At 40.9% G+C, this 20,888-nt stretch carries 22 protein-coding genes and 1 other RNA gene; 18 read left to right on the top strand and 5 right to left on the bottom strand.

Annotated elements, in window-relative coordinates:
• The first annotated feature begins 85 nt into the window (after nucleotides 1-85).
• From asnS to MHB38_RS10625, 4 genes are all read left to right on the top strand, one after another.
• Nucleotides 86-1,378, top strand: coding sequence for an asparagine--tRNA ligase (asnS, locus tag MHB38_RS10640; RefSeq protein WP_024718525.1), 1,293 nt, complete (start codon nucleotides 86-88; stop codon nucleotides 1,376-1,378).
• 97 nt (nucleotides 1,379-1,475) lie between these two features.
• On the top strand, nucleotides 1,476-2,180 hold the full coding sequence (locus tag MHB38_RS10635) for a DnaD domain-containing protein (RefSeq protein WP_007500879.1): 705 nt from the start codon (nucleotides 1,476-1,478) through the stop codon (nucleotides 2,178-2,180).
• Nucleotides 2,181-2,197: 17 nt separating this feature from the next.
• A complete protein-coding gene (nth, locus tag MHB38_RS10630) occupies nucleotides 2,198-2,860 on the top strand; it encodes an endonuclease III (protein WP_008344602.1) in 663 nt (220 codons plus the stop codon).
• Nucleotides 2,857-3,366 carry a YpoC family protein gene (locus MHB38_RS10625; protein WP_019744018.1) on the top strand — a complete coding sequence of 170 codons (510 nt, stop codon included), beginning with the start codon at nucleotides 2,857-2,859 and terminating at the stop codon, nucleotides 3,364-3,366. The genes nth and MHB38_RS10625 overlap by 4 nt, the downstream gene beginning before the upstream one ends.
• A 35-nt stretch (nucleotides 3,367-3,401) precedes the next feature.
• Here MHB38_RS10625 and MHB38_RS10620 read toward each other — a convergent pair whose 3' ends face one another.
• Both MHB38_RS10620 and recU read right to left on the bottom strand, forming a co-directional pair.
• Entirely contained in the window at nucleotides 3,402-6,089 is a 2,688-nt protein-coding gene (locus tag MHB38_RS10620; protein ID WP_019744017.1) for a PBP1A family penicillin-binding protein, read from the bottom strand.
• A 19-nt stretch (nucleotides 6,090-6,108) separates the two neighbouring features.
• Nucleotides 6,109-6,744 (bottom strand): Holliday junction resolvase RecU, encoded by a 636-nt coding sequence (gene recU / locus MHB38_RS10615; protein ID WP_017359733.1) that lies wholly within the window; start codon nucleotides 6,742-6,744, stop codon nucleotides 6,109-6,111.
• A gap of 46 nt (nucleotides 6,745-6,790) precedes the next feature.
• Here recU and MHB38_RS10610 point away from each other — a divergent pair, with 46 nt between their 5' ends.
• On the top strand, nucleotides 6,791-7,747 hold the full coding sequence (locus MHB38_RS10610) for a DUF2515 domain-containing protein (RefSeq protein WP_017359732.1): 957 nt from the start codon (nucleotides 6,791-6,793) through the stop codon (nucleotides 7,745-7,747).
• Between the two features lie 23 nt (nucleotides 7,748-7,770).
• Here MHB38_RS10610 and sspM read toward each other — a convergent pair whose 3' ends face one another.
• The gene (sspM, locus tag MHB38_RS10605) at nucleotides 7,771-7,875 is read right to left on the bottom strand and encodes an acid-soluble spore protein SspM (protein ID WP_017359731.1); all 105 of its coding nucleotides are present in this window, start codon (nucleotides 7,873-7,875) and stop codon (nucleotides 7,771-7,773) included.
• Between the two features lie 196 nt (nucleotides 7,876-8,071).
• On the opposite strand from sspM, the gene MHB38_RS10600 reads away from it, so the two are divergent.
• The 3 genes from MHB38_RS10600 to MHB38_RS10590 all read left to right on the top strand — a co-directional run bounded on the left by MHB38_RS10600 (nucleotide 8,072) and on the right by MHB38_RS10590 (nucleotide 9,296).
• Entirely contained in the window at nucleotides 8,072-8,305 is a 234-nt protein-coding gene (locus tag MHB38_RS10600) for a DUF5446 family protein (protein ID WP_231131595.1), read from the top strand.
• A 49-nt stretch (nucleotides 8,306-8,354) separates the two neighbouring features.
• Nucleotides 8,355-8,735: a YppE family protein gene (locus MHB38_RS10595; RefSeq protein ID WP_225310452.1), complete on the top strand. Its 381-nt coding sequence runs from the start codon at nucleotides 8,355-8,357 to the stop codon at nucleotides 8,733-8,735.
• A 108-nt stretch (nucleotides 8,736-8,843) separates the two neighbouring features.
• Entirely contained in the window at nucleotides 8,844-9,296 is a 453-nt protein-coding gene (locus MHB38_RS10590; protein ID WP_017359729.1) for a YppG family protein, read from the top strand.
• Between the two features lie 21 nt (nucleotides 9,297-9,317).
• Here the strand turns inward: MHB38_RS10590 and MHB38_RS10585 are convergent, their stop codons facing one another.
• Nucleotides 9,318-9,737 (bottom strand): Hsp20/alpha crystallin family protein, encoded by a 420-nt coding sequence (locus MHB38_RS10585; protein WP_144740044.1) that lies wholly within the window; start codon nucleotides 9,735-9,737, stop codon nucleotides 9,318-9,320.
• Nucleotides 9,738-9,907: 170 nt separating this feature from the next.
• Here MHB38_RS10585 and MHB38_RS10580 point away from each other — a divergent pair, with 170 nt between their 5' ends.
• The gene (locus MHB38_RS10580) at nucleotides 9,908-10,414 is read left to right on the top strand and encodes a PTS sugar transporter subunit IIA (protein WP_065460619.1); all 507 of its coding nucleotides are present in this window, start codon (nucleotides 9,908-9,910) and stop codon (nucleotides 10,412-10,414) included.
• A gap of 49 nt (nucleotides 10,415-10,463) precedes the next feature.
• Here the strand turns inward: MHB38_RS10580 and MHB38_RS10575 are convergent, their stop codons facing one another.
• Nucleotides 10,464-11,582, bottom strand: coding sequence for an NADH-dependent flavin oxidoreductase (locus MHB38_RS10575; protein WP_025207530.1), 1,119 nt, complete (start codon nucleotides 11,580-11,582; stop codon nucleotides 10,464-10,466).
• A gap of 160 nt (nucleotides 11,583-11,742) precedes the next feature.
• On the opposite strand from MHB38_RS10575, the gene MHB38_RS10570 reads away from it, so the two are divergent.
• From MHB38_RS10570 to MHB38_RS10530, 9 genes are all read left to right on the top strand, one after another.
• Complete coding sequence (locus tag MHB38_RS10570; RefSeq protein ID WP_341003353.1) at nucleotides 11,743-13,989, top strand: DEAD/DEAH box helicase; 2,247 nt, start codon at nucleotides 11,743-11,745, stop codon at nucleotides 13,987-13,989.
• Nucleotides 13,990-14,012: 23 nt separating this feature from the next.
• Entirely contained in the window at nucleotides 14,013-15,260 is a 1,248-nt protein-coding gene (locus MHB38_RS10565) for a ribonuclease H-like domain-containing protein (protein ID WP_017359725.1), read from the top strand.
• A 314-nt stretch (nucleotides 15,261-15,574) separates the two neighbouring features.
• Nucleotides 15,575-15,811, top strand: coding sequence for a spore coat protein CotD (gene cotD, locus MHB38_RS10560; protein ID WP_072368252.1), 237 nt, complete (start codon nucleotides 15,575-15,577; stop codon nucleotides 15,809-15,811).
• A 49-nt stretch (nucleotides 15,812-15,860) separates the two neighbouring features.
• Nucleotides 15,861-16,403 carry a DUF1273 domain-containing protein gene (locus tag MHB38_RS10555; protein WP_202394241.1) on the top strand — a complete coding sequence of 181 codons (543 nt, stop codon included), beginning with the start codon at nucleotides 15,861-15,863 and terminating at the stop codon, nucleotides 16,401-16,403.
• A 75-nt stretch (nucleotides 16,404-16,478) separates the two neighbouring features.
• On the top strand, nucleotides 16,479-16,784 hold the full coding sequence (gene gpsB / locus MHB38_RS10550; protein ID WP_008344631.1) for a cell division regulator GpsB: 306 nt from the start codon (nucleotides 16,479-16,481) through the stop codon (nucleotides 16,782-16,784).
• Between the two features lie 60 nt (nucleotides 16,785-16,844).
• Nucleotides 16,845-17,226, top strand: an RNA gene (rnpB, locus tag MHB38_RS10545) — RNase P RNA component class B.
• 108 nt (nucleotides 17,227-17,334) lie between these two features.
• Nucleotides 17,335-18,489, top strand: a complete 1,155-nt coding sequence (locus MHB38_RS10540; RefSeq protein WP_017359722.1) for a THUMP domain-containing class I SAM-dependent RNA methyltransferase — start codon at nucleotides 17,335-17,337, stop codon at nucleotides 18,487-18,489.
• Nucleotides 18,490-18,594: 105 nt separating this feature from the next.
• The gene (locus MHB38_RS10535; RefSeq protein ID WP_017359721.1) at nucleotides 18,595-18,792 is read left to right on the top strand and encodes a hypothetical protein; all 198 of its coding nucleotides are present in this window, start codon (nucleotides 18,595-18,597) and stop codon (nucleotides 18,790-18,792) included.
• Nucleotides 18,793-18,867: 75 nt separating this feature from the next.
• Nucleotides 18,868-20,805 carry an ATP-dependent DNA helicase gene (locus tag MHB38_RS10530; protein WP_048001897.1) on the top strand — a complete coding sequence of 646 codons (1,938 nt, stop codon included), beginning with the start codon at nucleotides 18,868-18,870 and terminating at the stop codon, nucleotides 20,803-20,805.
• Nucleotides 20,806-20,888 lie beyond the last annotated feature (83 nt).

Genomic DNA, 20,888 nt, shown 5'->3' with positions numbered 1-20,888 from the left:
TAGAACGGTTATAATAAAATGTATGAAAAAAGAATCACACCTATTTAACAAGGTGAGTTTCTTTCTGGCTTTGGAGGGAAATATGTTGAAAACAACTATTAATCAAGTGTTCAAACACGTCGATGAAGAAGTAACAATCGGCGCATGGATTGCCAATAAACGTTCAAGCGGGAAAATTGCATTCTTGCAGCTTCGCGACGGGACAGGCTTTATTCAAGGAGTCGTTGTAAAAGCAGAGGTGGAAGAGGAAGTCTTTAAGCTTGCGAAATCAGTGACACAAGAGACATCGGTCTATGTCACAGGACAAGTAACAAAAGACGAACGTTCACCACTTGGTTTTGAATTACAAGTGAAATCCATTGAAGTGATTCACGAAGCAACAGATTACCCAATTACACCAAAAGAACATGGAACAGAATTCTTAATGGATCACCGTCATTTATGGCTGCGTTCTAAAAAACAGCATGCCATTATGAAAATCCGTAATGAAATTATTCGTGCTACATATGAGTTTTTCCATCAAGAAGGCTTCGTGAAAGTGGATCCGCCAATCTTAACAGGAAGTGCTCCTGAAGGAACAACAGAGCTGTTTGCTACTAAATATTTTGATGAAGATGCGTACCTTTCTCAAAGTGGACAGCTTTACATGGAAGCTGCTGCGATGGCACTCGGAAAAGTATTCTCATTCGGTCCAACATTTAGAGCAGAAAAATCGAAAACAAAACGTCATTTAATCGAGTTCTGGATGATCGAGCCTGAGATGGCATTTGTTGAATTTAATGAAAACCTTGAGTACCAAGAAAATTATGTGTCTCACGTTGTTCAAAGTGTACTTGAAAATTGTAAAGTAGAACTGCACACACTTGGCCGTGATACAGCAAAATTAGAAAACATCAAAGCACCATTCCCGCGCATCACATATGATGAAGCGATTAAATTCTTGCAGGATAAAGGATTTGATGACATTGAATGGGGAGATGACTTCGGTGCGCCGCATGAAACAGCGATCGCCGAAAGCTATGATAAACCAGTCTTTATCACTCATTACCCAACCTCATTAAAACCATTTTATATGCAGCCTGCACCAGACCGTGATGATGTCGTCCTTTGTGCAGATTTAATTGCGCCAGAAGGCTATGGAGAGATTATCGGTGGTTCTGAACGTGTTCATGATTTAGATCTGCTTGAAGCAAGACTAAAAGAACATGGGTTAGATCAAGAAACGTACAAATGGTACACAGAATTAAGACAGTATGGTTCTGTACCACATTCAGGTTTTGGTCTTGGACTTGAACGAACAGTTGCTTGGATTAGCGGAGCGCCGCATGTGCGTGAAACAATTCCATTCCCAAGATTATTAAACCGTTTATATCCTTAAGACGTGAAAGCCTCCAACATATGGAGGCTTTTTCAAACGTCTTAAGGACAGCACGTATGAGAAAACGTGATATACTGAAAGTGAAGAGGTGTATCCGATGAAAAGGCAGCAATTTATAGATATGCAGAAAATGGGTTCGACCAGTTTGCCTAATTTGCTGATTGCCCATTATGAGCAATTAGGACTGAATGAATCACAAATGATGGTCATGTTAAAGATTAAAATGAATGAAGAACAAGGCGTCTTTTTTCAGACATTTGAAGAGCTTTCACATGGTATGACCATTTCGGCCGAAGAATGTGCTTATATGGTGCAGTATTTGATTCAAAAAGGGTTTATTTCGATCCAGCCGTTTGAAGACAGGTCTGGTATTCAGCATGACCGGTACTCGGTAGAACCCTTATGGGGTGTGCTGTATGACTTTTTAGAAGCAAAACAGGCGAAAGACCTGCAAAAGAATCATGTGCAGGCTGAAAAATCTTTATATGCGCTATTTGAAGATGAGTTTGGCAGACCACTTTCTCCTCTTGAAGGGGAAACACTCTCGATCTGGATGGACCAAGACCATCATGATGCTGAGATGATTCGTCTTGCTCTAAGAGAAGCCGTTTTATCAGGAAAATTAAATTTTCGCTATATCGATCGAATATTGTTTGAGTGGAAAAAGAAAGGGCTGAAAACAGCGGAAGAAGCGAAAGAGCATAGCCAGCATTTCCGTTCGCAGCAAAAAGCCCCACCTTCAAAAGAAGAAACATCTTCATATAAAAGACAAGTTCCTTTTTATAATTGGCTGGAACAATAACCAATAAAGGAGAAGGCATGTTATCAAAAAAACAAATCAATGAATGTTTAGATATTATAGGAGATATGTTTCCAGAGGCTGAGTGTGAGCTTGTTCATTCCAATCCATTTGAACTAGTGATTGCTGTCGCACTCTCAGCGCAATGTACAGATGTTCTAGTGAACAAAGTGACCAAACATCTATTTCAAAAATATAAAACACCAGAAGACTATTTAAGTGTGCCGCTTGAAGAGTTGCAGCAGGATATTCGTTCGATCGGTCTTTATCGTAATAAGGCAAAAAACATTCAAAAATTAAGCCAAATGCTGATTGAAGATTATGGCGGTGAAGTGCCAAGAGATCGAGATGAGCTAATCAAGCTCCCAGGGGTTGGACGGAAAACAGCAAATGTCGTTGTGTCTGTCGCTTTTGGAATTCCCGCCATTGCAGTAGATACACATGTCGAGCGCGTAAGCAAACGACTTGGGATTTGCCGCTGGAAGGATTCTGTTCTTGAGGTAGAGCAAACCTTAATGAAGAAGGTGCCAAAAGAGGATTGGTCCGTGACCCATCATCGTCTCATCTTTTTCGGCAGATATCACTGTAAGGCGCAGCGGCCACAGTGTGAATCTTGTCCACTTCTTGATATGTGCAGAGAAGGGCAGAAGAGGCTGAAAAAAGGGCTGGTGAAGCTGGCATGAGCGGAGCAGCTGTTTTCACCTCATATGTCGAAAAGCTAAAAGAGAAAAAGGTAGAGATAAGCGGCGAAAAAAAGGATATATTAAGAATCAATCCACTCGCATTTGATCTATCTTCAGAACCTTTACTAGATGAGCAACCGTGGCAGAAAACGGAAGAATTTGTTCCTTTGATGTTTGATCTGTGGAATGAATTAAAAGACAACATGCTTCCTCGCTTTCAAACGAGAAAATCTCGGTGTGAAGAGGATGATATGCTGCAAGGCATTGTCAGTATGATTGCAATGTTTTACTGGATCAAAGGAGAGAAGCTTCAAACCGTTGATTGGGAGGAAATCAAACAACAGACGTTTCCAGTAGCCCCCATTAACTGGACAGAACGATTAGAGTTTATTTTACTTAAACCTACTCAATATCATTGCTTTATTCAATTGGACGAGTTATACACAGAGCTCAAAAAGCAGTATGGAAAATACGAAGCACTCAGAAAGTTAAAACAAAATCGTTAAAAAAGCACTTGCCACATAGGGCAAGTGCTTTTTTGTTATTCGTCTTCTTTGCGAGAAGTAGAATTTGACTGAGTATTTGAGCTTTGAGAATTGGCTTTCTCGTCGTCTTTCTTTTTATCTTTATTGGCATCGCTCTGTGAGTTGCTGTTTCCATTTGTACTGTCTGAGCCATCACTTGAACCACCATTGCCATTTTCGGTATTTCCGCCTTGATCTTGATCTTTTTTATCATCAGGCTTCTGCTCATCAGTGCCTTGGTTTTGATTATCATCTGTTTGATCTGTCTGTTCATCATCAGGTTGCTGTGGCTCTTCTTCTTTGTTCTCATCATCTGCTTTTTCTTCCTCTTCTTCGTCATCTTTAATGGTGAGGAAGGTAGAAGCAGCTTTACTTGTGACATCGTCTACAGTCGCTGTCACTTGGAATTTATAGGTGGATCCTGGCTTCACATCAGAGATGACGGCTTCTTTAGAAGAGCTGTTTTGAATGTCTTTATAGCCGCCATCATCGACCGCTTGCTTCACATTAAATGTTGCATCTGCATCGTCATCATAACCCCAAGTAAGTGTAATCGATTTTTTCTCTTCATCATACACCGCTTTTAAGTCAGATGGTTTGTCAGCTTCTTTCTTTTCATATGTGTCAGAAACTTTTGTTGGGACAGTTCCTTTGACGAAGTATTCCGTTGTCTTCTTATCACTTGGTGTGTTTGGTCCAGCTAACTTCGCTGGATCTGATCCTTTTTCAACCGTTGCTTCAACGACACTGTCTGGCTTTTCAAATGAGCCGCTTCCATCATCAATTTGAGAAATTAATTTCTGGAAAACAACTTTGGCAACACGTTGTTCATAATCCGTAAGCCACATTTTGCCGTCTGCATCTTTTGAGTTGCCGATTCCAGTCCACACAGCTGCTGTGTATTGCGGCGTGTAACCGACAAACCATGAATCTTTCGCACCGCCAGAAGGGATGTTGTATTTATTAATATCATCTTGTGTAAAGTTGGTTGTACCTGTTTTACCAGCTACTTGAACATTCGGTACTTGTGCGAGTGTACCTGTTCCAGATTGTACAGCAGTTTTCAGCATATCTGTGATCATAAATGCAGTGTAATCACTCATGGCTGCTTTAGAGTCTGGCGTTAAGTCAAGCTTCGTCCCGTCATTAAATTCAACAGACGTTACAGCATGCGGTTCATTATAGTATCCGTTGTTACCGAATGCACTAAATGCACCAGCCATTTTAAGAGAAGAGACACCTTCGTCAAATCCGCCGATTGAGTAAGACTCAGGAATGTCAGAAGGTAAGTCCAGACCTAAGTTATTGGCGAATTGAACAGCATTATCTGTACCAGCTTCTTGGAAAGCTTTTAAAGCAGGGATGTTTCGTGATTGTGCCAAAGCACTTCTCATCGACATTTTCCCTAAGTGTCTTCTGTCAAAGTTGTTAATTGGTGTACCGTTAGAGTACGTATAAGGCGCATCATCAATTTGCTGATATGTTGACCATTTTTTGTTTTCAATTACAGGGCCGTAATCTAAAATTGGTTTGATTGTAGATCCCGGCTGGCGTTTTGCATCAGTGGCATAGTTAAAGCCGCCGGCTGGTACATCACGACCACCGCCAATGGCACGAATTTCACCATTTTTTGTATCTAGCAGGGTGACTCCAGCTTGCATACCTTTCGTAAATCCGGCTGAATCCCCATTGATGATGTCATCCAGATGATCCTGTGCTTTTCGATCAAGAGAAGTATAGATTTTTAATCCATCTGTTGATACATCTACTTTGGCTTTTTTCTGTACTTCTTCCATGACTTCTTCAATATAAGCAGAGTACTTACTTGAGTTTTGACTCTTATATTTATCAGCTGAAACAACCGTTTTGCTGACAGGTGTTGCTTTTGCTTCCTCATACTCTTTTTCTGAAATATAGCCTTGTTTTTTCATTAGGCCTAAAACGATATTACGACGTTTTTCCGCTGCCTCTGGATGTTTCACTGGGTTATAGGCAGATGGACTTTGCGGCATACCTGCAAGTGTGGCAGCCTGTGCAACAGTTAGTTTATTTAAATCTGTCACTCCGAAAAATTGTTCAGCCGCTTTCCCAACACCATAAGCATAAGGAGAGAAGAAAATACGGTTTAAATACATTTCTAAAATTTCATCTTTAGAGTATTTTTGCTCAAGCTGAATCGAGAGCCATACTTCCTGTACTTTACGTTTTAACGTCTTTTGATTGTTAAGCAGGGAGTTCTTCACTACCTGCTGGGTAATCGTACTTCCACCTTCTGCTCCAAAACCGTCCTCGACGTTTGCGACAAGAGCACCGCCAATACGGATAGGATCAATCCCGTGGTGTTTATAAAAACGTGCATCTTCAGTTGCAATAAACGCGTCTTTTACCACGTCGGGTATATCTTTAATTGAGACATACGTTCTTTTCTCCGCCCCGACTTCTGCAAAGACTTTTTTGTCTTTATCATAAAGTTTTGAAGAATACGGCGTTTTTAGCTTGCTATCATCAATAGAAGGAGCGCTTGATGCAAAAACGGCAAAAGTTGTGATTCCGGCTACTAAACAAAGAAGACCGATCACGAGTAAAGATAAAAATATTTTTTTAAATAGACCTGCTTTCTTTTTGCCTTTTTTGTTCTTTTGCTTCTTATTGTTTTCTTGACTTGCTTTACGTCGCTGTTCACGACTTGTAAATTGATCAGACATCACATCTCAACCTTTCGTGTTAAACCTTTTTCGAACGTAAATGTTGCTTGCTGTCATCCGAAAAATGAAGTGTCTCCACTACTTTAATATAATCAATTCTTGGCGAATATCCAAGTGTCATGAGGTGACCTGCTTCCATTAATTCATCTTTGCTAATGGATTTACGGCCGTTTTGCTGCTGCCGCTCCCAAAAGAAGAAGAGGTCAGTAGCGGACAAATAATAAACGGAACCAAATGCGGATATAATAACAAAACAAATACCGCCTTGCTTTTCAACCTGTTTCATATGCTCAATTTGATGGTCGTGGAAATTTTTGAGTGGAAACGAGGTGGTGCTTTTGGTTTCCTTTGCTTCAAAATCGATATAACGCCCTTTGTATACCCCGTTGTAGTCTGTTGTGGAGGATTGTTTAAAATAGGCTTCTTTAATGACAGCAGCGCTTCTTTTTGGATAATCCACATTGACAATTTGAACAGGGGTAGGCTTTTTATGAATGACTGCAATCCCGTTGACCAAATAGTACTGGTTCGTTTCATTTAAGTCAGCTTCAAGCGTCATCCCGCGGTTACTATAAGATGATTCGCCGCTGATTCTTTTTTTTGTCCCAATTTGTTGAATGGGCTGATACGATTTTCCGTTAGGATACCGAATCATCAAGTTTCAGCCTCCTTTTAATGCATTTTGTATTGGAGAGATCACCATGTTGTCACAACAAGAGCACATGATTACCCAGCATATTTTACATGAAACGAAAGCGAAAAATAAGGACAACCTGACAAGGACAAATGCGTACAAGCGCTTTTATGACCGTCATCCAGAGATGAAATGGTCTCTGCTTGCTTCTTTTGTCTCCAGAAATGCTGGATGGTCGATGACAGATTTAAAAGGCGAGCTCTTCCATCCGGGTTTAACGGATCAGCAAGGGCATCTGTTCTTTACAGCATATGAAAGAGCGAATTGGCTGATCTTTTCAGATGCTTACCCGCAGCTTCTCTTGTATGAATGGTCAAAAAGGTGCCGCAAACCTTTATTTCATCTGCTGCCCCATTTCGGTGTGTCTCGTTTTATGAGCGCTGAGTGGGAACGATTTTGGCAAAAGCGTGACACAGAGCGACTGCTGCATGCACTCATCATAAATGAACAATATACTATACAATCTCCTATTATACAAAATCCTCTACTGAAAAAGAATGTTTTTCACTCGATTCAATATCTTTTCAGCGAGTGGGCACATTTTCAAACCGTCGTTTTTCCGACAGTAGACGGGCATTTGTACGGGTTAACCATACGAAAGTTTTCCCAAGTAAAAGAGCGCATTACGTTAGGGAAAAAACTAGCAAAACTATTGTTTCGAGCCGATTTGTTTTCGGATTTTTATCATTTTTTGCATACCGTGCCACATACGGGATCTCGATTTGATTTTGAACCGTTTTTAGGGATTGCGCGAAGGTCAAGCCCTTTCCTCAGAACGGTGTATCCAGTCATGACACATTCATTAGACGATCAAAGGGAAGATTGGTTTCAAAAGAAATTGAGTCCATCCTTGTTTGAAGCAGAGCGTTTACCAAAACAAATTGAGCTGACCGACTGGTATTTTCATAAAAAAAGGCAGCTTCGTTTTCTTTTCTCATTAGAACACTATTTTTTGCATAAATAAAAAGCAGGGGGTACCTGCTTTTTTTACGTGGATGGACGGTTAGGGCCGCCGAGCTTTTTATCAAGCTGATCTGTACTGTTTTCTTTCCCTTTTGTTTTTTGCTCTTTTGGTGCTTGCTGCTTTTTCATGACATCTACCTCCTTTGTCCTTAGAATTTACACAATCGGACGCGATCATACAAAGAAGGACAAGCACGTGTCGAAATGGAAGAAATTGCGCTTATGTTCACTTAGATTGGCGATTTAGTTCTAGTTTTGTCATGTATGAAGGAGGGAGCAAAAGAAAAGAGAATGTAACGAGAGATGATAAAGGAGGAATCTGATGATGAGCGAATTTGTATCAAAAGAATCCATTATGCAGTTGTTAGAGGAAATTGAGCGAAAGATTGATGCGGTGGAAGAAGAACTGTCTTTAGCTGTCAAAAAAACAAAAAACGCTGCCGTAGAGGAGCAAGAACAAATCATTGACCGTCTTGAATCTGAAGTGAAGGAATGTGAATTGAAAATTCATGCAGCAGAGTATAAGCTGGCGGCAAGACCCGCATATCACGCCGGATAGCTTTTCTATTTGAGCAATAAGTAAACGTTTGATAGGATGGTTCATAGAGGTGAACACTTTGGATAATCAAACATTACTGAAACATACACAAGAGTTGATCACGTGGATCGAAGAAGCATACGAGCAGTACCTAAAGGGAAAGGCAGAAGAGGAATACCCAGTTTATGATTTTTACAACGATATTCAGCCGGCCGTTGTCAAATTTGATCAGCAAATGGAAGAGTGGCTTACTGCTGCTACCTCATTTATTCATCAGGCCAAACCTAGATACTTACATCAAGAACAGCTTGAAGCCGTCCAAGAAAATGGAAAAGAGGTTGTGCTGCAATCTTATTTTGGCAAACAGCATGCACCTCGTGTGAAAAATTTAGTTGAGTCAGTAATTTATACACTGAACCTTTTAATAGAAGAAATCAACAAACGCAGCTGATGAAACAGCCTGCGTTTTTCTTATGGCTGCTGTAGGCACATCTTCTGCTTCCTGAACATAATATATCATTGACTTCAATATGTTTTCAGAGCGAGAGGAGCGAGATACATGTTCCCTTATTCAAACCAGCCATCTTATGAAATGAATCAATTTCAGCAACGGCCTTTTCCGTATCCAGATATGCAGCAGCCTCCGCAGCCTCCAGAATATTTCATGCCCCCATATCAAGGTGAAATGAACCAGCCGCCGTCTGCAGGCTATCAGCCGCCTTTTGGATATCAGGAAAACTTCCAGCCTTATCAGCCGCAGCCTGAAGCAATGAATCAGCCGCAAATGCAGCCGCCGGGCATGATGCCTATGCAGCAACCTATGAATCCTTATCCTTTGCCAAGGCCACAAAAACAGCAATCATCTCAATTTAAAAGTGTGCTGTCACAATTTAAAAAAACGAATGGGCAATACGATTTTAATAAAATGTTTGATACTGCTGGACAAATGATGAGTACAATGAATCAAGTGGGCTCATTGGCGAAAGGATTTACAAGCATTTTTAAAGCATAGCAAAACCCAATAGATATACATCTATTGGGTTGTTTGTTTTGGCGCAGTCACACGAAGAGATTGATCTTTCCAAACGCTCTTCATATTGGTTTCATCTATTTTTGCAGGCATTAAAATGGTTTTGGTAAAGCTCGAATAGGAGGAAGTCATGTCTGTTTTGATTTTTTCCTGTACCGATAAGTGTAAATATTGCGCTTTCACTTCTAGTGCGATATCACCTTCGACAAAATGGTCTGGAAATCGAATCTCAATATATACATATTGATCATCTTCTGTCACATCGGTTGTAATGGATGCAAGTGAATGGCTCGTGGTCATCAGCGCCTCTGCACTATTTAAAATGTCGTGAAACGGCGATGATGCAAAAAATTGTTCAATCGCTTCATATAGAATGTCTTCATTTGCTAACAACTCGTGTTTCTTTTCACTTTCATGTTTCATTTGAATCACCTCTCATCTATAGCCTATGCAAAAGGGGCTCAGGCGGTTATCAATTGATGAGAGGAAAAAATTATGATTAAATAGTGTTGAATGAAGCAAGGTGTATGGGCGTGAAGGTGTTTATACGCTAAATAGATCTAGAAGCAAAGCTTGAAGGGAGCAAATGAACATTGCTGAAAAAATTATTCGGTTTCGGAAAAAACCAAGATGATGTAAAGGAAGAAGTCATTTATTCTCCAGTTGATGGAGAGTTAATGGATATGACCGATGTACCAGATCCCGTTTTTTCTCAAAAGATGATGGGAGACGGCGTAGCTGTAAAACCAAAAAACGGCACCATTGTGTCACCAGTAGATGGTGAAATTATTCAACTCTTCCATACAAAACATGCAATTGGGATTCGAACACTCTCGGGGCTTGAGCTTCTGATTCATATCGGACTTGAAACGGTTGGATTAAATGGTGAAGGCTTTGAAGCACACATAAAAGAAGGGGATAAAGTGAAAGCAGGTGATCCTCTCATTACGTGTGATTTAGCGCTGATTGAAGAAAAAGCGGCAAGCACAGTGACACCAATTGTCATCATGAATGGTGATTTAGTAGAACATCTTACCAAAGAACCTAAGGGCTCTGTAGAAAAGCAGACGTCCAAACTTTTTACAGTGAAAATGAAATAATCCAAAAAAACTACCCTGAGTTGATAGGGTAGTTTTTTGATTGAGGAGATTAATCCTCCATTGGAACCCAGCCTTTACTTGCTTCCATGACAGTCCATAAACCTTCTGGAATCAAGTACTTGTCTTTTTGACTGCGTTTAATGACGGTTTCAATCTCGTTTTCTCTGCCTTCTTTAATCTTTACTGCCCAATCGGGATCAACAATGACTTCTCTTGCAACAGCGATGAGTGGAATCCCTTGATTGTATGCATTCAGTGCATCCTCAGCTGTAATGACGCTGCCGACACCGATGAGTGGAAGCGTGTCACCACAGCGCTCTTTTAATAGCTCCATCCGCGTCTTACTTGTATCAGCACCACGTCTTGCTTTAGCGTCAATCTCCATTAAAGAAATATGCAAGTAATCAAGGTTTTTCGTCTTAAGTACGTCTACTAAAGTAAATGTTTCTGTCATGGTTAAACCAGGTGTTTCTGGTTCTTCAGGTGATAATCGGTATCCAAAGATAAATGGTTTTGTTACATGCTCTTTGATTGCTTCTTTCACTGCATCTACTACTGCAATTGGAAATGCGAGACGCTTTTCTTCGCTTCCGCCCCATTGATCTGTACGCTGATTACTATGCGGGGAGTAGAATTGCTGTAATAAATATCCGTTCGCTCCATGGATTTCGATCCCATCAAATCCTGCTTGGATCGCGCGTCTTGCTGCTTCTTTAAATGAGTCGATGATGTGAGGAATTTCTTCTTCTGTCAAAGCTCTCGCAATTTGTTTTCCATCTTTAAATACATCACTTGGCGCAACGACATCACCGTTTGGGACTAAATGAGGGAGAGCCTGAGAGCCGCCATGATGAATTTGCATAATGGCTTTTGTTCCTTTCGCTTGAATCGCAGAAGCAAGCTTTTGAAGGCCAGGTATATCTTCATCTCTTGCAATAGAAGGCTGTCCTTCAAACGCCTTACCATCTGGCGTCACGTTTGCACATGCGGTGATGACCATGCCCATTTCGCTTGATCTAGCGGTAATAAAATCAATTTCTTCCTTTGAGATCGTGCCATCCTCATGAGAACCGAAGTGTGTCATTGGTGCAACGACTAAACGGCCATCAATAGAGGCACCCCCTGGGAATGTAAAAGGTTCAAATAAAGGCTTAAATTCGTTTTTCAATCTGATCATCTTCTTCCTTGATAAAATCATTTCACTATAGAAGTGTAATAGATATTGTTACAACACATCAAAATATTTGCTCACAAGCGGTGCATCAAAAAATTGCCGCCTAGTCATGCAAACAAATATTCGGTACACTAGAATGAGAGGTGGATACCAGATGAAGAAGAAAACAATGAACGAACTCATAGAAGATTTAAAAAAAGACGAACAGGTCGAGCATTGGCATGAAATTGAAGCGAAGCCTGCACTGACTTCTCCAATTCCTGAAAGAGTAAATGACAGGCTCAAAGTGGCGCTTGAAAAAAGAGGTATGAGCGAACTGTACATTCATCAAAAGGAAGCCTTTGAACGTGTGATGGATGGTGAGAATGTGGTGACTGTGACACCTACAGCTTCAGGTAAAACGCTTTGCTACAATCTGCCAGTTCTTCAGTCGATCGCAGAAGATCAGACAAGCCGCTCCCTCTATTTATTTCCAACAAAAGCACTTGCGCAAGATCAAAAAAGTGAATTAAACGAAATCATTCATGAGATGGATGTTCCAATTCACAGTGAAACCTATGACGGGGACACCTCCCCAGCGATTCGCCAGCGCGTCAGACAGGCAGGACATATTGTCATCACAAATCCAGATATGCTGCATTCAGCGATTTTACCTCATCATACGAAATGGGTCAGTTTATTTGAGAACTTAAAGTATATTGTCATTGATGAGCTTCATACATATCGAGGCGTGTTTGGCAGTCATGTTGCCAATGTCATTCGCAGACTAAAGCGAATTTGTGCATTTTATGGAAGTGACCCGACCTTTATTTGTACTTCAGCGACCATTGCGAATCCGAAAGAGCTTGCAGAGCAGCTGACCGGAAGCAAGGTGCATCTCATTGAACGCAACGGAGCGCCTAGCGGTAAAAAGAATTTTGTCTTTTACAACCCGCCAGTCGTCAATAAGCCATTAAATATTAGACAAAGTGCGGCCACTGTTGTGAATCAGCTCGCTAAAACATTTTTAAAAGAAAAAATTCAAACGATTGTTTTTGCTAGAAGTAGGGTAAGAGTTGAAGTCATTCTAAGTCATATTCAAGAACTAGTGAAAAAAGAAATTGGTCCTAAATCGATCCGTGGTTATCGCGGGGGCTATTTGCCGAAAGAGCGGCGCATGATTGAAAAAGGCTTAAGGGAAGGAGACATTCTAGGTGTTGTCAGCACAAACGCACTAGAATTAGGAGTAGATATTGGACAGCTAAAAGTCTGTATCATGACCGGATATCCTGGCAGTGTAGCGAGTACGTGGCAGCAGGCAGGACGAGCTGGAAGGCGTCATGAGGAAGCACTCATTATCATGGTCGCAAGCTCATCGCCACTTGACCAATATATTGTCAGACACCCTGAATACTTCTTTAACAGACCACCTGAATCGGCAAGAATCAATCCTGAGAACCTTATCATCCTAGTCGATCATCTAAAATGTGCGTCCTACGAGCTACCGTTTCGAGAAGATGAACAGTTTGGCGGTATGGAAGTAGAAGAAATCTTGCAATACTTACATGAAGAAGGGGTTCTTCATTTCAGCGGGAACCGTTATTATTGGTCAGATCAATCGTTCCCGGCTCATGGGATCAGTCTGAGATCTGCAAGTCAGGAAAATGTCGTCATTGTCGATCAATCCGATGTAGCGAACGTTCGAATTATTGGGGAGATGGATCGATTCAGTGCGATGACCTTACTTCATGATGAAGCGATTTATTTACATGAAGGGGTTCAGTATCAAGTGGAAAAGCTAGATTATGAACACCTTAAGGCTTATGTGAAACAAGTCGATGTAGAATACTATACAGATGCGAATTTAGCGGTTCAGCTCAAGGTGCTTGAAATTGATCAGACAACAGAGAAGGAAGCGGTATCTGTTCACTACGGTGATGTGACCGTCAATGCAATGCCGACCATTTTCAAAAAAATTCGATTATCAACCGGTGAAAATATCGGCTCCGGCCCGATTCACTTACCTGAAGAAGAGATTCATACGAGTGCTGCTTGGTTTGAATTACATGAAGCAGAGCGGACATTTGAAGAAAAAACACTTGAACAGCTCTTGCTCGGTATTGCCAATGTTCTTCAGCATATTGTTCCGGCGTTTGTCATGTGTGACCATTCAGACATTCATGTCATTTCTCAAATAAAGGCAGCCCATACGGGGAAACCGACCGTATTTTTATATGATCATTACCCAGGTGGAATCGGTTTAAGTAAAGAGGTCCAGGCTCGCTTTGATGAAATTGCTCGTGCAGCCACTCAGCTGATTGAGCGATGCAGCTGCGAGAACGGCTGTCCATCTTGTATTGGCATGGAAATGAAAGAGATCGATGGAAAAAGCAGTATCATTCAATTGATGGCAGGATTTTAAGGGAAGGGGGAATAGACGTACTCATGTCATTAAAAGGAAAATTAAACAGAATGAAAAAACACCTGTCACACAATCAGTCAGATGAAAAGCGTGTGGCAGTAAAAGAGGAACAAACGCACACTGTGACGGCTGAAACCATTCCATTTCTAAAAGAGTGGGGGGAATTAAGTGCAGCTCCTTACTACTTTGAAGACTCTTTCTGCCTCATTCGGGAAGTGACCTATCCACTTGACCATCAGCATGGGCGATATTCATTTGCAGAACTGCCGGAGATGGTGAGTGCATGGAACAAAAGTGAGATTCAGCATTCTCTTTCTGCAAAAGGCTACAAGCCTCACGAGCTATTTTTCTTCGATACAGAAACAACAGGACTATCTGGCGGAACGGGAAATATGATTTTTCTGCTTGGGCATGCGAGAGTTTATTCAGATAAAGTGGTGGTAAAACAACATCTGCTCACGAATCCAGGAAATGAAGCGGCACTTTATAAAAGCTTTCTTAGTGAGGTGGATGTTGAATCGCTTGTGACATATAATGGAAAATCATTTGACTGGCCTCAAGTCAAAACGAGGCATACATTATTACGCGATCAAATACCTGCTCTACCTGAATTTGGTCATTTTGACCTTCTGCATGGGTCAAGGAGATTGTGGAAACATAAATATGAGCGTATGGCTCTTTCGGTTGTAGAAAAAGAGGAACTGCACGTCAATCGAGAGGGAGATACACCGGGGTTCCTCGCACCAATGATCTATTTTCACTTTTTAAAGGAACAAAACCCGAAACTGATTGAAGGAATTTTGACTCACAATGAACTTGATGTCTTATCGTTAATCAGTCTCTACATTCATTTGTCTAAAAAAATCTTATCCAAAGATGCGGTGAAGGAAGACGATGAGAAATATGCATTAGCTAAGTGGCATCTTGCTCACCGCGATGTGCAGGAAGCAACAAAGCACCTGCAAGAATTAACGGGAGCAGCGTTTGAGCATGCGGATCAAGCAGCTTATGATCTATCATTACAGTATAAGCGATTAAAACAATGGGATGAAGCGGCATGCATATGGAGGCGTCTATTTGAATCAAGTGATGTTCATGTAAGATTAAAAGCGGGTGTAGAGCTAGCAAAGTATGAAGAACACCGTCAAAAAGATCCTAAAGCAGCCCTTTCCATTACCCAAACATTGTTATCACAATCGTCTTTAAGTGAACGAGACATTGTGGAACTTGACAAGCGAGAAAAGCGGCTCTTAAGAAAAGCTGGGCAATGAAATTATTGCCTGGGAAAGCGCAAAAAATGACAACGTTCGGCTCTCGGCCGAAAATAAAAATTGTTTAGCACTTTTATTGTAGAAAAGTCACGAATCCTGTAAAATAACGTTAGATATTGAATGAGGAGCGTAGAGCATGTATAAGGGTCTTTTCTACTTGTTTTTTCTTGTTGTCATATTGGTCGCGTTTGTGTTTTCAAACTATAAAGATGTTTTTCTTGCAAACTTTTAAAATAGGTTAATGCATTAGTACATGTACACCTCTTGATTCATACATTGTTAATGTAAGAAAATCAAGGAGAGGGGAATGCTACATGTACCATCATCATCATTGCAATCCAAATGTTACACAGCCAATTGTACATCCAACGAATCACTGCTGTACGCATAGTGAGTCAACTACAATTGTGCCGCACATCCACCCGCAGCATGTAACAAATGTTCATCACCAAAATTTCCAACATGTTCACTACTTCCCGCATACGTTTTCTCAGGTGGACCCGGCAACACATCAACACTTTAACTGCGGTGGACCTTGCTGTAACAGATAAAGTGAAATGGGACTTTTATAAGTCCCTTTTTTTAAAAGCAGGTGAAAAAATGAAAATTATTGCTGTCACAGGGTACAAGCCATTTGAGCTTGGGATCTTCAAACAAGACGAGCCTGCACTTCAATACATAAAAGCGGAACTTCGGAAAAGGCTGACGGCACTCATTGAAGACGGGCTGGAATGGGTGCTCATTTCAGGTCAGTTAGGGGCAGAAATATGGACAGCTGAAGTGGTCTTTGAGCTTCAAGAGGAGTTTCCAGATTTAAAACTTGCTGTCATTACACCATTTTATGAACAGGAAGAGCGCTGGAATGAACAAAATAAAGAGCTGTATGAAGGCGTTCTTGCACAAGCTGATTTTGTAGAAAGTGTCACGCATAGACCGTATGAAAGTCCGGCACAATTTAAACAAAAGAACCGCTTTTTTATTGAAAAAACGGACGGCCTTCTCGTCTTATATGATCCCGAGCACGAAGGCTCGCCAAAATATATGATCAAAGAAGCTGAAACCTATACCGACTACCCAATAATGTATATCACAATGGATGATTTAAGAGCACAGGTTGAGGCGGAAGATCCGTTTTTTGACTAAAAGCAAGAGAAAATTTGACAACGTCACGTATTTCTGAAAAAATATACTATGAATTCACGATATGAGGTGAAAAAGATGCTTGCTGATAAAGTAAAGCTTTCTGCGAAAGAAATTTTAGAAAAAGAATTTAAAACAGGTGTCCGAGGGTATAAACAAGAAGAAGTCGATAAATTTCTAGATATGGTCATTAAAGACTATGAGACATTCCATCAAGAAATTGAAAAACTCCAACAAGAAAACCTTCACTTGTCAAAACAGCTTGAAGAAGCGGTTGAGCAAGGGAAAAGACAGCCTGCACAGTCCAATACAACAAACTTTGATATTTTAAAAAGACTATCTAATCTTGAGAAACACGTTTTCGGTAGCAAACTTTATGATTGAGTAATACCAAAAAAGCTTGTGTCAGATGACATTGTCGTTTATAATAACGCATGTTGATTAACGTTCGGGTAATCGCTGTAATGCTTTGACATTGCAGAGGAAAGTCCATGCTCGCACGGTGCTGAGATGCCCGTAGTGTTCGTGCCTGGCGAAAAAATAAGCCAGGGCAGCCTGGGAAAGGCTGACGGCAGGAAAAATGCCTACGTCCTTTTAGGATATGGCAAAGTATCCTTGAAAGTGCCACAGTGACGAAGTCTCACTAGAAATGGTGAGAGTGGAACGCGGTAAACCCCTCGAGCGAGAAACCCAAACTTGGTAGGGGAACTTTCTCAAAGGAACCAAACGGAGAGAAGGACAGAGAATTCTGTAGATAGATGATTACCACCTGAGTACGAGGCTTTTGCCGTTTGTAGTACGATGGAACAAAACATGGCTTACAGAACGTTATATCCGTTATCATAAACATGATGAAATCAAAGCTCTCCTATTTCTACATATGGAGAGCTTTTATCTTGATTAAGAAAAGAACGAGAAAACAGGTGATAAACAAATGAAAACCTATACACTCATCGCAACAGCGCCAATGGGAATTGAAGCGATTGTTGCAAAAGAAGTAAGAGACCTCGGGTATGAGTGCACTGTAGATAACGGAAAAGTTATTTTTCAAGGAGATGCGCTTGCCATCTGCCGTGCGAATCTATGGCTGCGTACAGCAGACCGAATCAAGGTCCAAGTTGCTGAATTTTCGGCTAGAACATTTGACGAGCTTTTTGAGCAGACAAAAGCCATTGACTGGGCTGCTTTTTTACCGAAAAATAGCACATTCCCTGTCATTGGTAAATCTGTTAAATCTCAGCTTGCCAGTGTGCCGGATTGTCAGCGCATCGTCAAAAAGGCTATCGCGCAAAAACTTAGATCATCTTACAACATACAGTCTGAATGGCTAGAAGAGACAGGCCCTGAATACAAAATCGAGGTAGCGCTTTTAAAAGATAAAGTATTGCTGACGCTTGATACGTCTGGTGTGGGTCTTCATAAACGTGGATACCGTGCAGATCAAGGAGGCGCGCCGATTAAAGAAACCCTTGCAGCGGCGCTTGTCTTATTAACGAACTGGACACCTGACCGTCCGTTTGTCGATCCTTTTTGCGGATCAGGCACAATTGCTATTGAAGCAGCGATGATTGGACAAAACATTGCCCCTGGATTTAATCGTGAGTTCGCATCTGAATCATGGGAATGGATCGGTGAGGACGTTTGGAACAAAGCACGCCTTGAAGTAGAAGAAAAGGCGAACTATGATCAGCCGCTTCACATTATCGCGAGCGATATCGATCATCGTATGGTAGAGATTGCGAAACTGAACGCAGAAGAAGCTGGACTTAGTGAACTGATTCAATTTAAGCAAATGCAAGTGAAGGACTTTCAAACAAAAGAAGAGTATGGTGTAATTGTCGGAAATCCGCCTTACGGTGAACGTCTCAGCGATAAGCCAGCTGTGGAAAAAATGTATCAAGGCATGGGCGAAGCATTGAAAAACCTAGATACGTGGTCCATTTACATTTTAACGTCACATGAAAAATTCGAAGAGTGTTTCGGAAGAAAAGCGACGAAAAAGAGAAAACTGTTTAATGGATTTATTAAAACAGATTATTATCAATACTGGGGAAAACGCCGACCTAGAAGAGAAACAACTGAATCATAACAAATGTCCACACCACGAGACGGTGTGGATTTTTTATGCTAAAAAGGTATAAGTCGTCACGGGACGGAATAAACTGAACTTGATTTTAAAAAAAGAGGTGTCTTCATGATTCATTATGATCAATTTCAGTTAATTCAAAAAGCACTCGCTTCAACAGCCCGAGAAATAGAAGGGATTGAAACAGGACAATCTGCTAAACTTACGGCAGCCATCGAGAACTTAGCAATGGCTCAAAACTACATAGACCATTCAGAGCACGCATTTTTAATGAAGGAAAGCTACCAACATCGCCTGCGCTCTTAAAAAAAGATTGTCATACCCCAGCATAAATGGTACTATTGAATGTCTGAATGATTCAAAAGTTGGGGGTTGAAGCAGGTGACAGCGTCTCGTTTGCCTTTTTCATTAACAAAAGAACATAATTTTTACGAAGAACTGGGCAACTGGATTGGTGATGTGTTTTATGACATCTTGCCAGAAAAGGGCTTTGATCTTCGAGATGAACAAATATTCATGGCTTTTCAGTTAGAAAGAGCCTTTAAAGAAAAAAGTGTGATGTTTGCCGAAGCTGGGGTAGGCACAGGCAAAACAATCGTTTACCTTTTATTTGCGGTCACATATGCAAGATATACAGGGAAACCTGCGATCATTGCATGTGCAGACGAAACGTTAATTGAACAGCTCGTCAAACAAGAAGGTGATATCTATAAAATTGCCAATCACCTTGATATTCAAATAGATGCGAGATTAAGTAAATCGCATGATCAATATTTGTGCTTAAAGAAACTAGAGAAAACGATGCAACGTGAAGATGATGAGAAGTGGCTCGACATTTATGAATCGCTTCCTTCATTTGTTCATGAATCTCATGGGATGCAGACATTTTATCCGTACGGTGATCGAAAAGAGTATCCAGAATTAACAAATGATGAGTGGTCAAGAATTGGTTATGACTCTTTTCAGGACTGCTTAACGTGCGACATGCGGCACCGCTGTGGCTTGAATTTATCAAGAGACCATTACCGAAAAGCCACAGACCTCATCATTTGCTCTCATGACTTTTACATGGAGCATGTATGGACAAAGGAGTCACGTAAACGTGAAGGACAGCTGCCGCTCCTTCCTGAGCATAGCTCTGTTGTATTTGATGAAGGACATCTTCTTGAATTTGCAGCACAAAAAGCGCTAACATACCGAGTGAAGCAATCAACACTTGAGACGTTTTTGGAGCGTCTTTTGCAAAATGATATTCGTGAAGAGTTTGCAGAACTTGTTGAAGATGCACTTGCAACAAACGATCAGTTCTTTTACCTCTTAAAAACGAATGCCAAAGAAATCAAAGGATCACACCGTCTTGAAATTGGTCGTGTAGATGAGGTGAAGCGTTCAGCAAGTGAATTATGTGATTTGCTTGAGAAGATTGGAGAAGCGCTCGTATTTGAATCAGAGATGTACACAATTGATCAATATGAATTGTCTGTTGTGGAAGAGTACATTGAACAGATGGCGTATTCTCTGTCGCTTTATCAGAAAAATGCCATTAGCTGGCTGGAGAAGCAGGAATTAGATACAACCTTTGTCGTCATGCCAAAAACGGTAGCAGAGGTGCTTGGTGAAAAGGTATTTTCACAAAAAATCCCTTATATTTTCTCATCTGCTACGTTGTCTGAAAATCAATCATTTGATTATTTAGCTGAAAGCCTTGGGATCAAAGATTATTTATCCATGAGTGTGGCTTCGCCGTATGATTATGAGGAGCAAATGCAAATGTATTTCCACGGAATTCAGCAGCCAATGACAGAGTCAGATGTAAAAGGTCAGCACGTGCTGGCTCAGGTAAAAGAAAATGGCGGTCGATCTCTTATTTTATTCCCTTCATTTGATGAACTGCATGTATTTAGAAAGCAGCTCGATGCATCAAATGAACCACTGCCTTTCCATGTGTATTTTGAAGGAGACGAGGAGATCAGTACCATTGTTCAAAAGTTCCAAGCAGATGAAACATCTGTGTTATGTTCCGTTCACTTGTGGGAAGGGCTGGATATTCCAGGACAGTCTCTAACAAATGTGGTCATTTGGGGACTTCCATATCCACCGCATGACCCAGTATTTGAAGCAAAACGGAATGAAGCGAAAGATGCATTTACTGAAGTGGACCTTCCGTACATGCTGCTTCGTCTAAGGCAGGGCATTGGGAGACTGATTCGGACAAGCCAAGATGCTGGCAGCATTCATATTTACTTTGGCAGTCAGAAAGATATTGAGCTACAAAGTAAAATTGAATCCGTTCTTCCAGTGAGGCCAGTGATCTCTTAATAATAGAAAATGATTCAACAAAAGGAGGATACGAGCAGCGTATCCTCCTTTTTCATTGACAAAAGAACATTTATTGAAGTAGC

It is taken from the genome of Bacillus sp. FSL K6-3176 (assembly GCF_038003325.1).
Taxonomy (GTDB): domain Bacteria; phylum Bacillota; class Bacilli; order Bacillales; family Bacillaceae; genus Bacillus; species Bacillus altitudinis.
Note: the sequence above shows the minus strand (reverse complement) of the source record. Positions and strands in the feature narration are given on the sequence as shown.

Bases quoted from the DNA above. Each gene is read 5' to 3' on its own strand.
- MHB38_RS10635 (WP_007500879.1), top strand. From the start codon at position 1,476: ATGAAAAGGCAGCAATTTATAGATATGCAGAAAATGGGTTCGACCAGT.
- nth (WP_008344602.1), top strand. From the start codon at position 2,198: ATGTTATCAAAAAAACAAATCAATGAATGTTTAGATATTATAGGAGAT.
- MHB38_RS10625 (WP_019744018.1), top strand. From the start codon at position 2,857: ATGAGCGGAGCAGCTGTTTTCACCTCATATGTCGAAAAGCTAAAAGAG.
- MHB38_RS10620 (WP_019744017.1), bottom strand. From the start codon at position 6,089: ATGTCTGATCAATTTACAAGTCGTGAACAGCGACGTAAAGCAAGTCAA.
- recU (WP_017359733.1), bottom strand. From the start codon at position 6,744: ATGATTCGGTATCCTAACGGAAAATCGTATCAGCCCATTCAACAAATT.
- MHB38_RS10610 (WP_017359732.1), top strand. From the start codon at position 6,791: ATGTTGTCACAACAAGAGCACATGATTACCCAGCATATTTTACATGAA.
- sspM (WP_017359731.1), bottom strand. From the start codon at position 7,875: ATGAAAAAGCAGCAAGCACCAAAAGAGCAAAAAACAAAAGGGAAAGAA.
- MHB38_RS10600 (WP_231131595.1), top strand. From the start codon at position 8,072: ATGAGCGAATTTGTATCAAAAGAATCCATTATGCAGTTGTTAGAGGAA.
- MHB38_RS10590 (WP_017359729.1), top strand. From the start codon at position 8,844: ATGTTCCCTTATTCAAACCAGCCATCTTATGAAATGAATCAATTTCAG.
- MHB38_RS10585 (WP_144740044.1), bottom strand. From the start codon at position 9,737: ATGAAACATGAAAGTGAAAAGAAACACGAGTTGTTAGCAAATGAAGAC.
- MHB38_RS10570 (WP_341003353.1), top strand. From the start codon at position 11,743: ATGAAGAAGAAAACAATGAACGAACTCATAGAAGATTTAAAAAAAGAC.
- MHB38_RS10565 (WP_017359725.1), top strand. From the start codon at position 14,013: ATGTCATTAAAAGGAAAATTAAACAGAATGAAAAAACACCTGTCACAC.
- cotD (WP_072368252.1), top strand. From the start codon at position 15,575: ATGTACCATCATCATCATTGCAATCCAAATGTTACACAGCCAATTGTA.
- MHB38_RS10555 (WP_202394241.1), top strand. From the start codon at position 15,861: ATGAAAATTATTGCTGTCACAGGGTACAAGCCATTTGAGCTTGGGATC.
- gpsB (WP_008344631.1), top strand. From the start codon at position 16,479: ATGCTTGCTGATAAAGTAAAGCTTTCTGCGAAAGAAATTTTAGAAAAA.
- MHB38_RS10540 (WP_017359722.1), top strand. From the start codon at position 17,335: ATGAAAACCTATACACTCATCGCAACAGCGCCAATGGGAATTGAAGCG.
- MHB38_RS10535 (WP_017359721.1), top strand. From the start codon at position 18,595: ATGATTCATTATGATCAATTTCAGTTAATTCAAAAAGCACTCGCTTCA.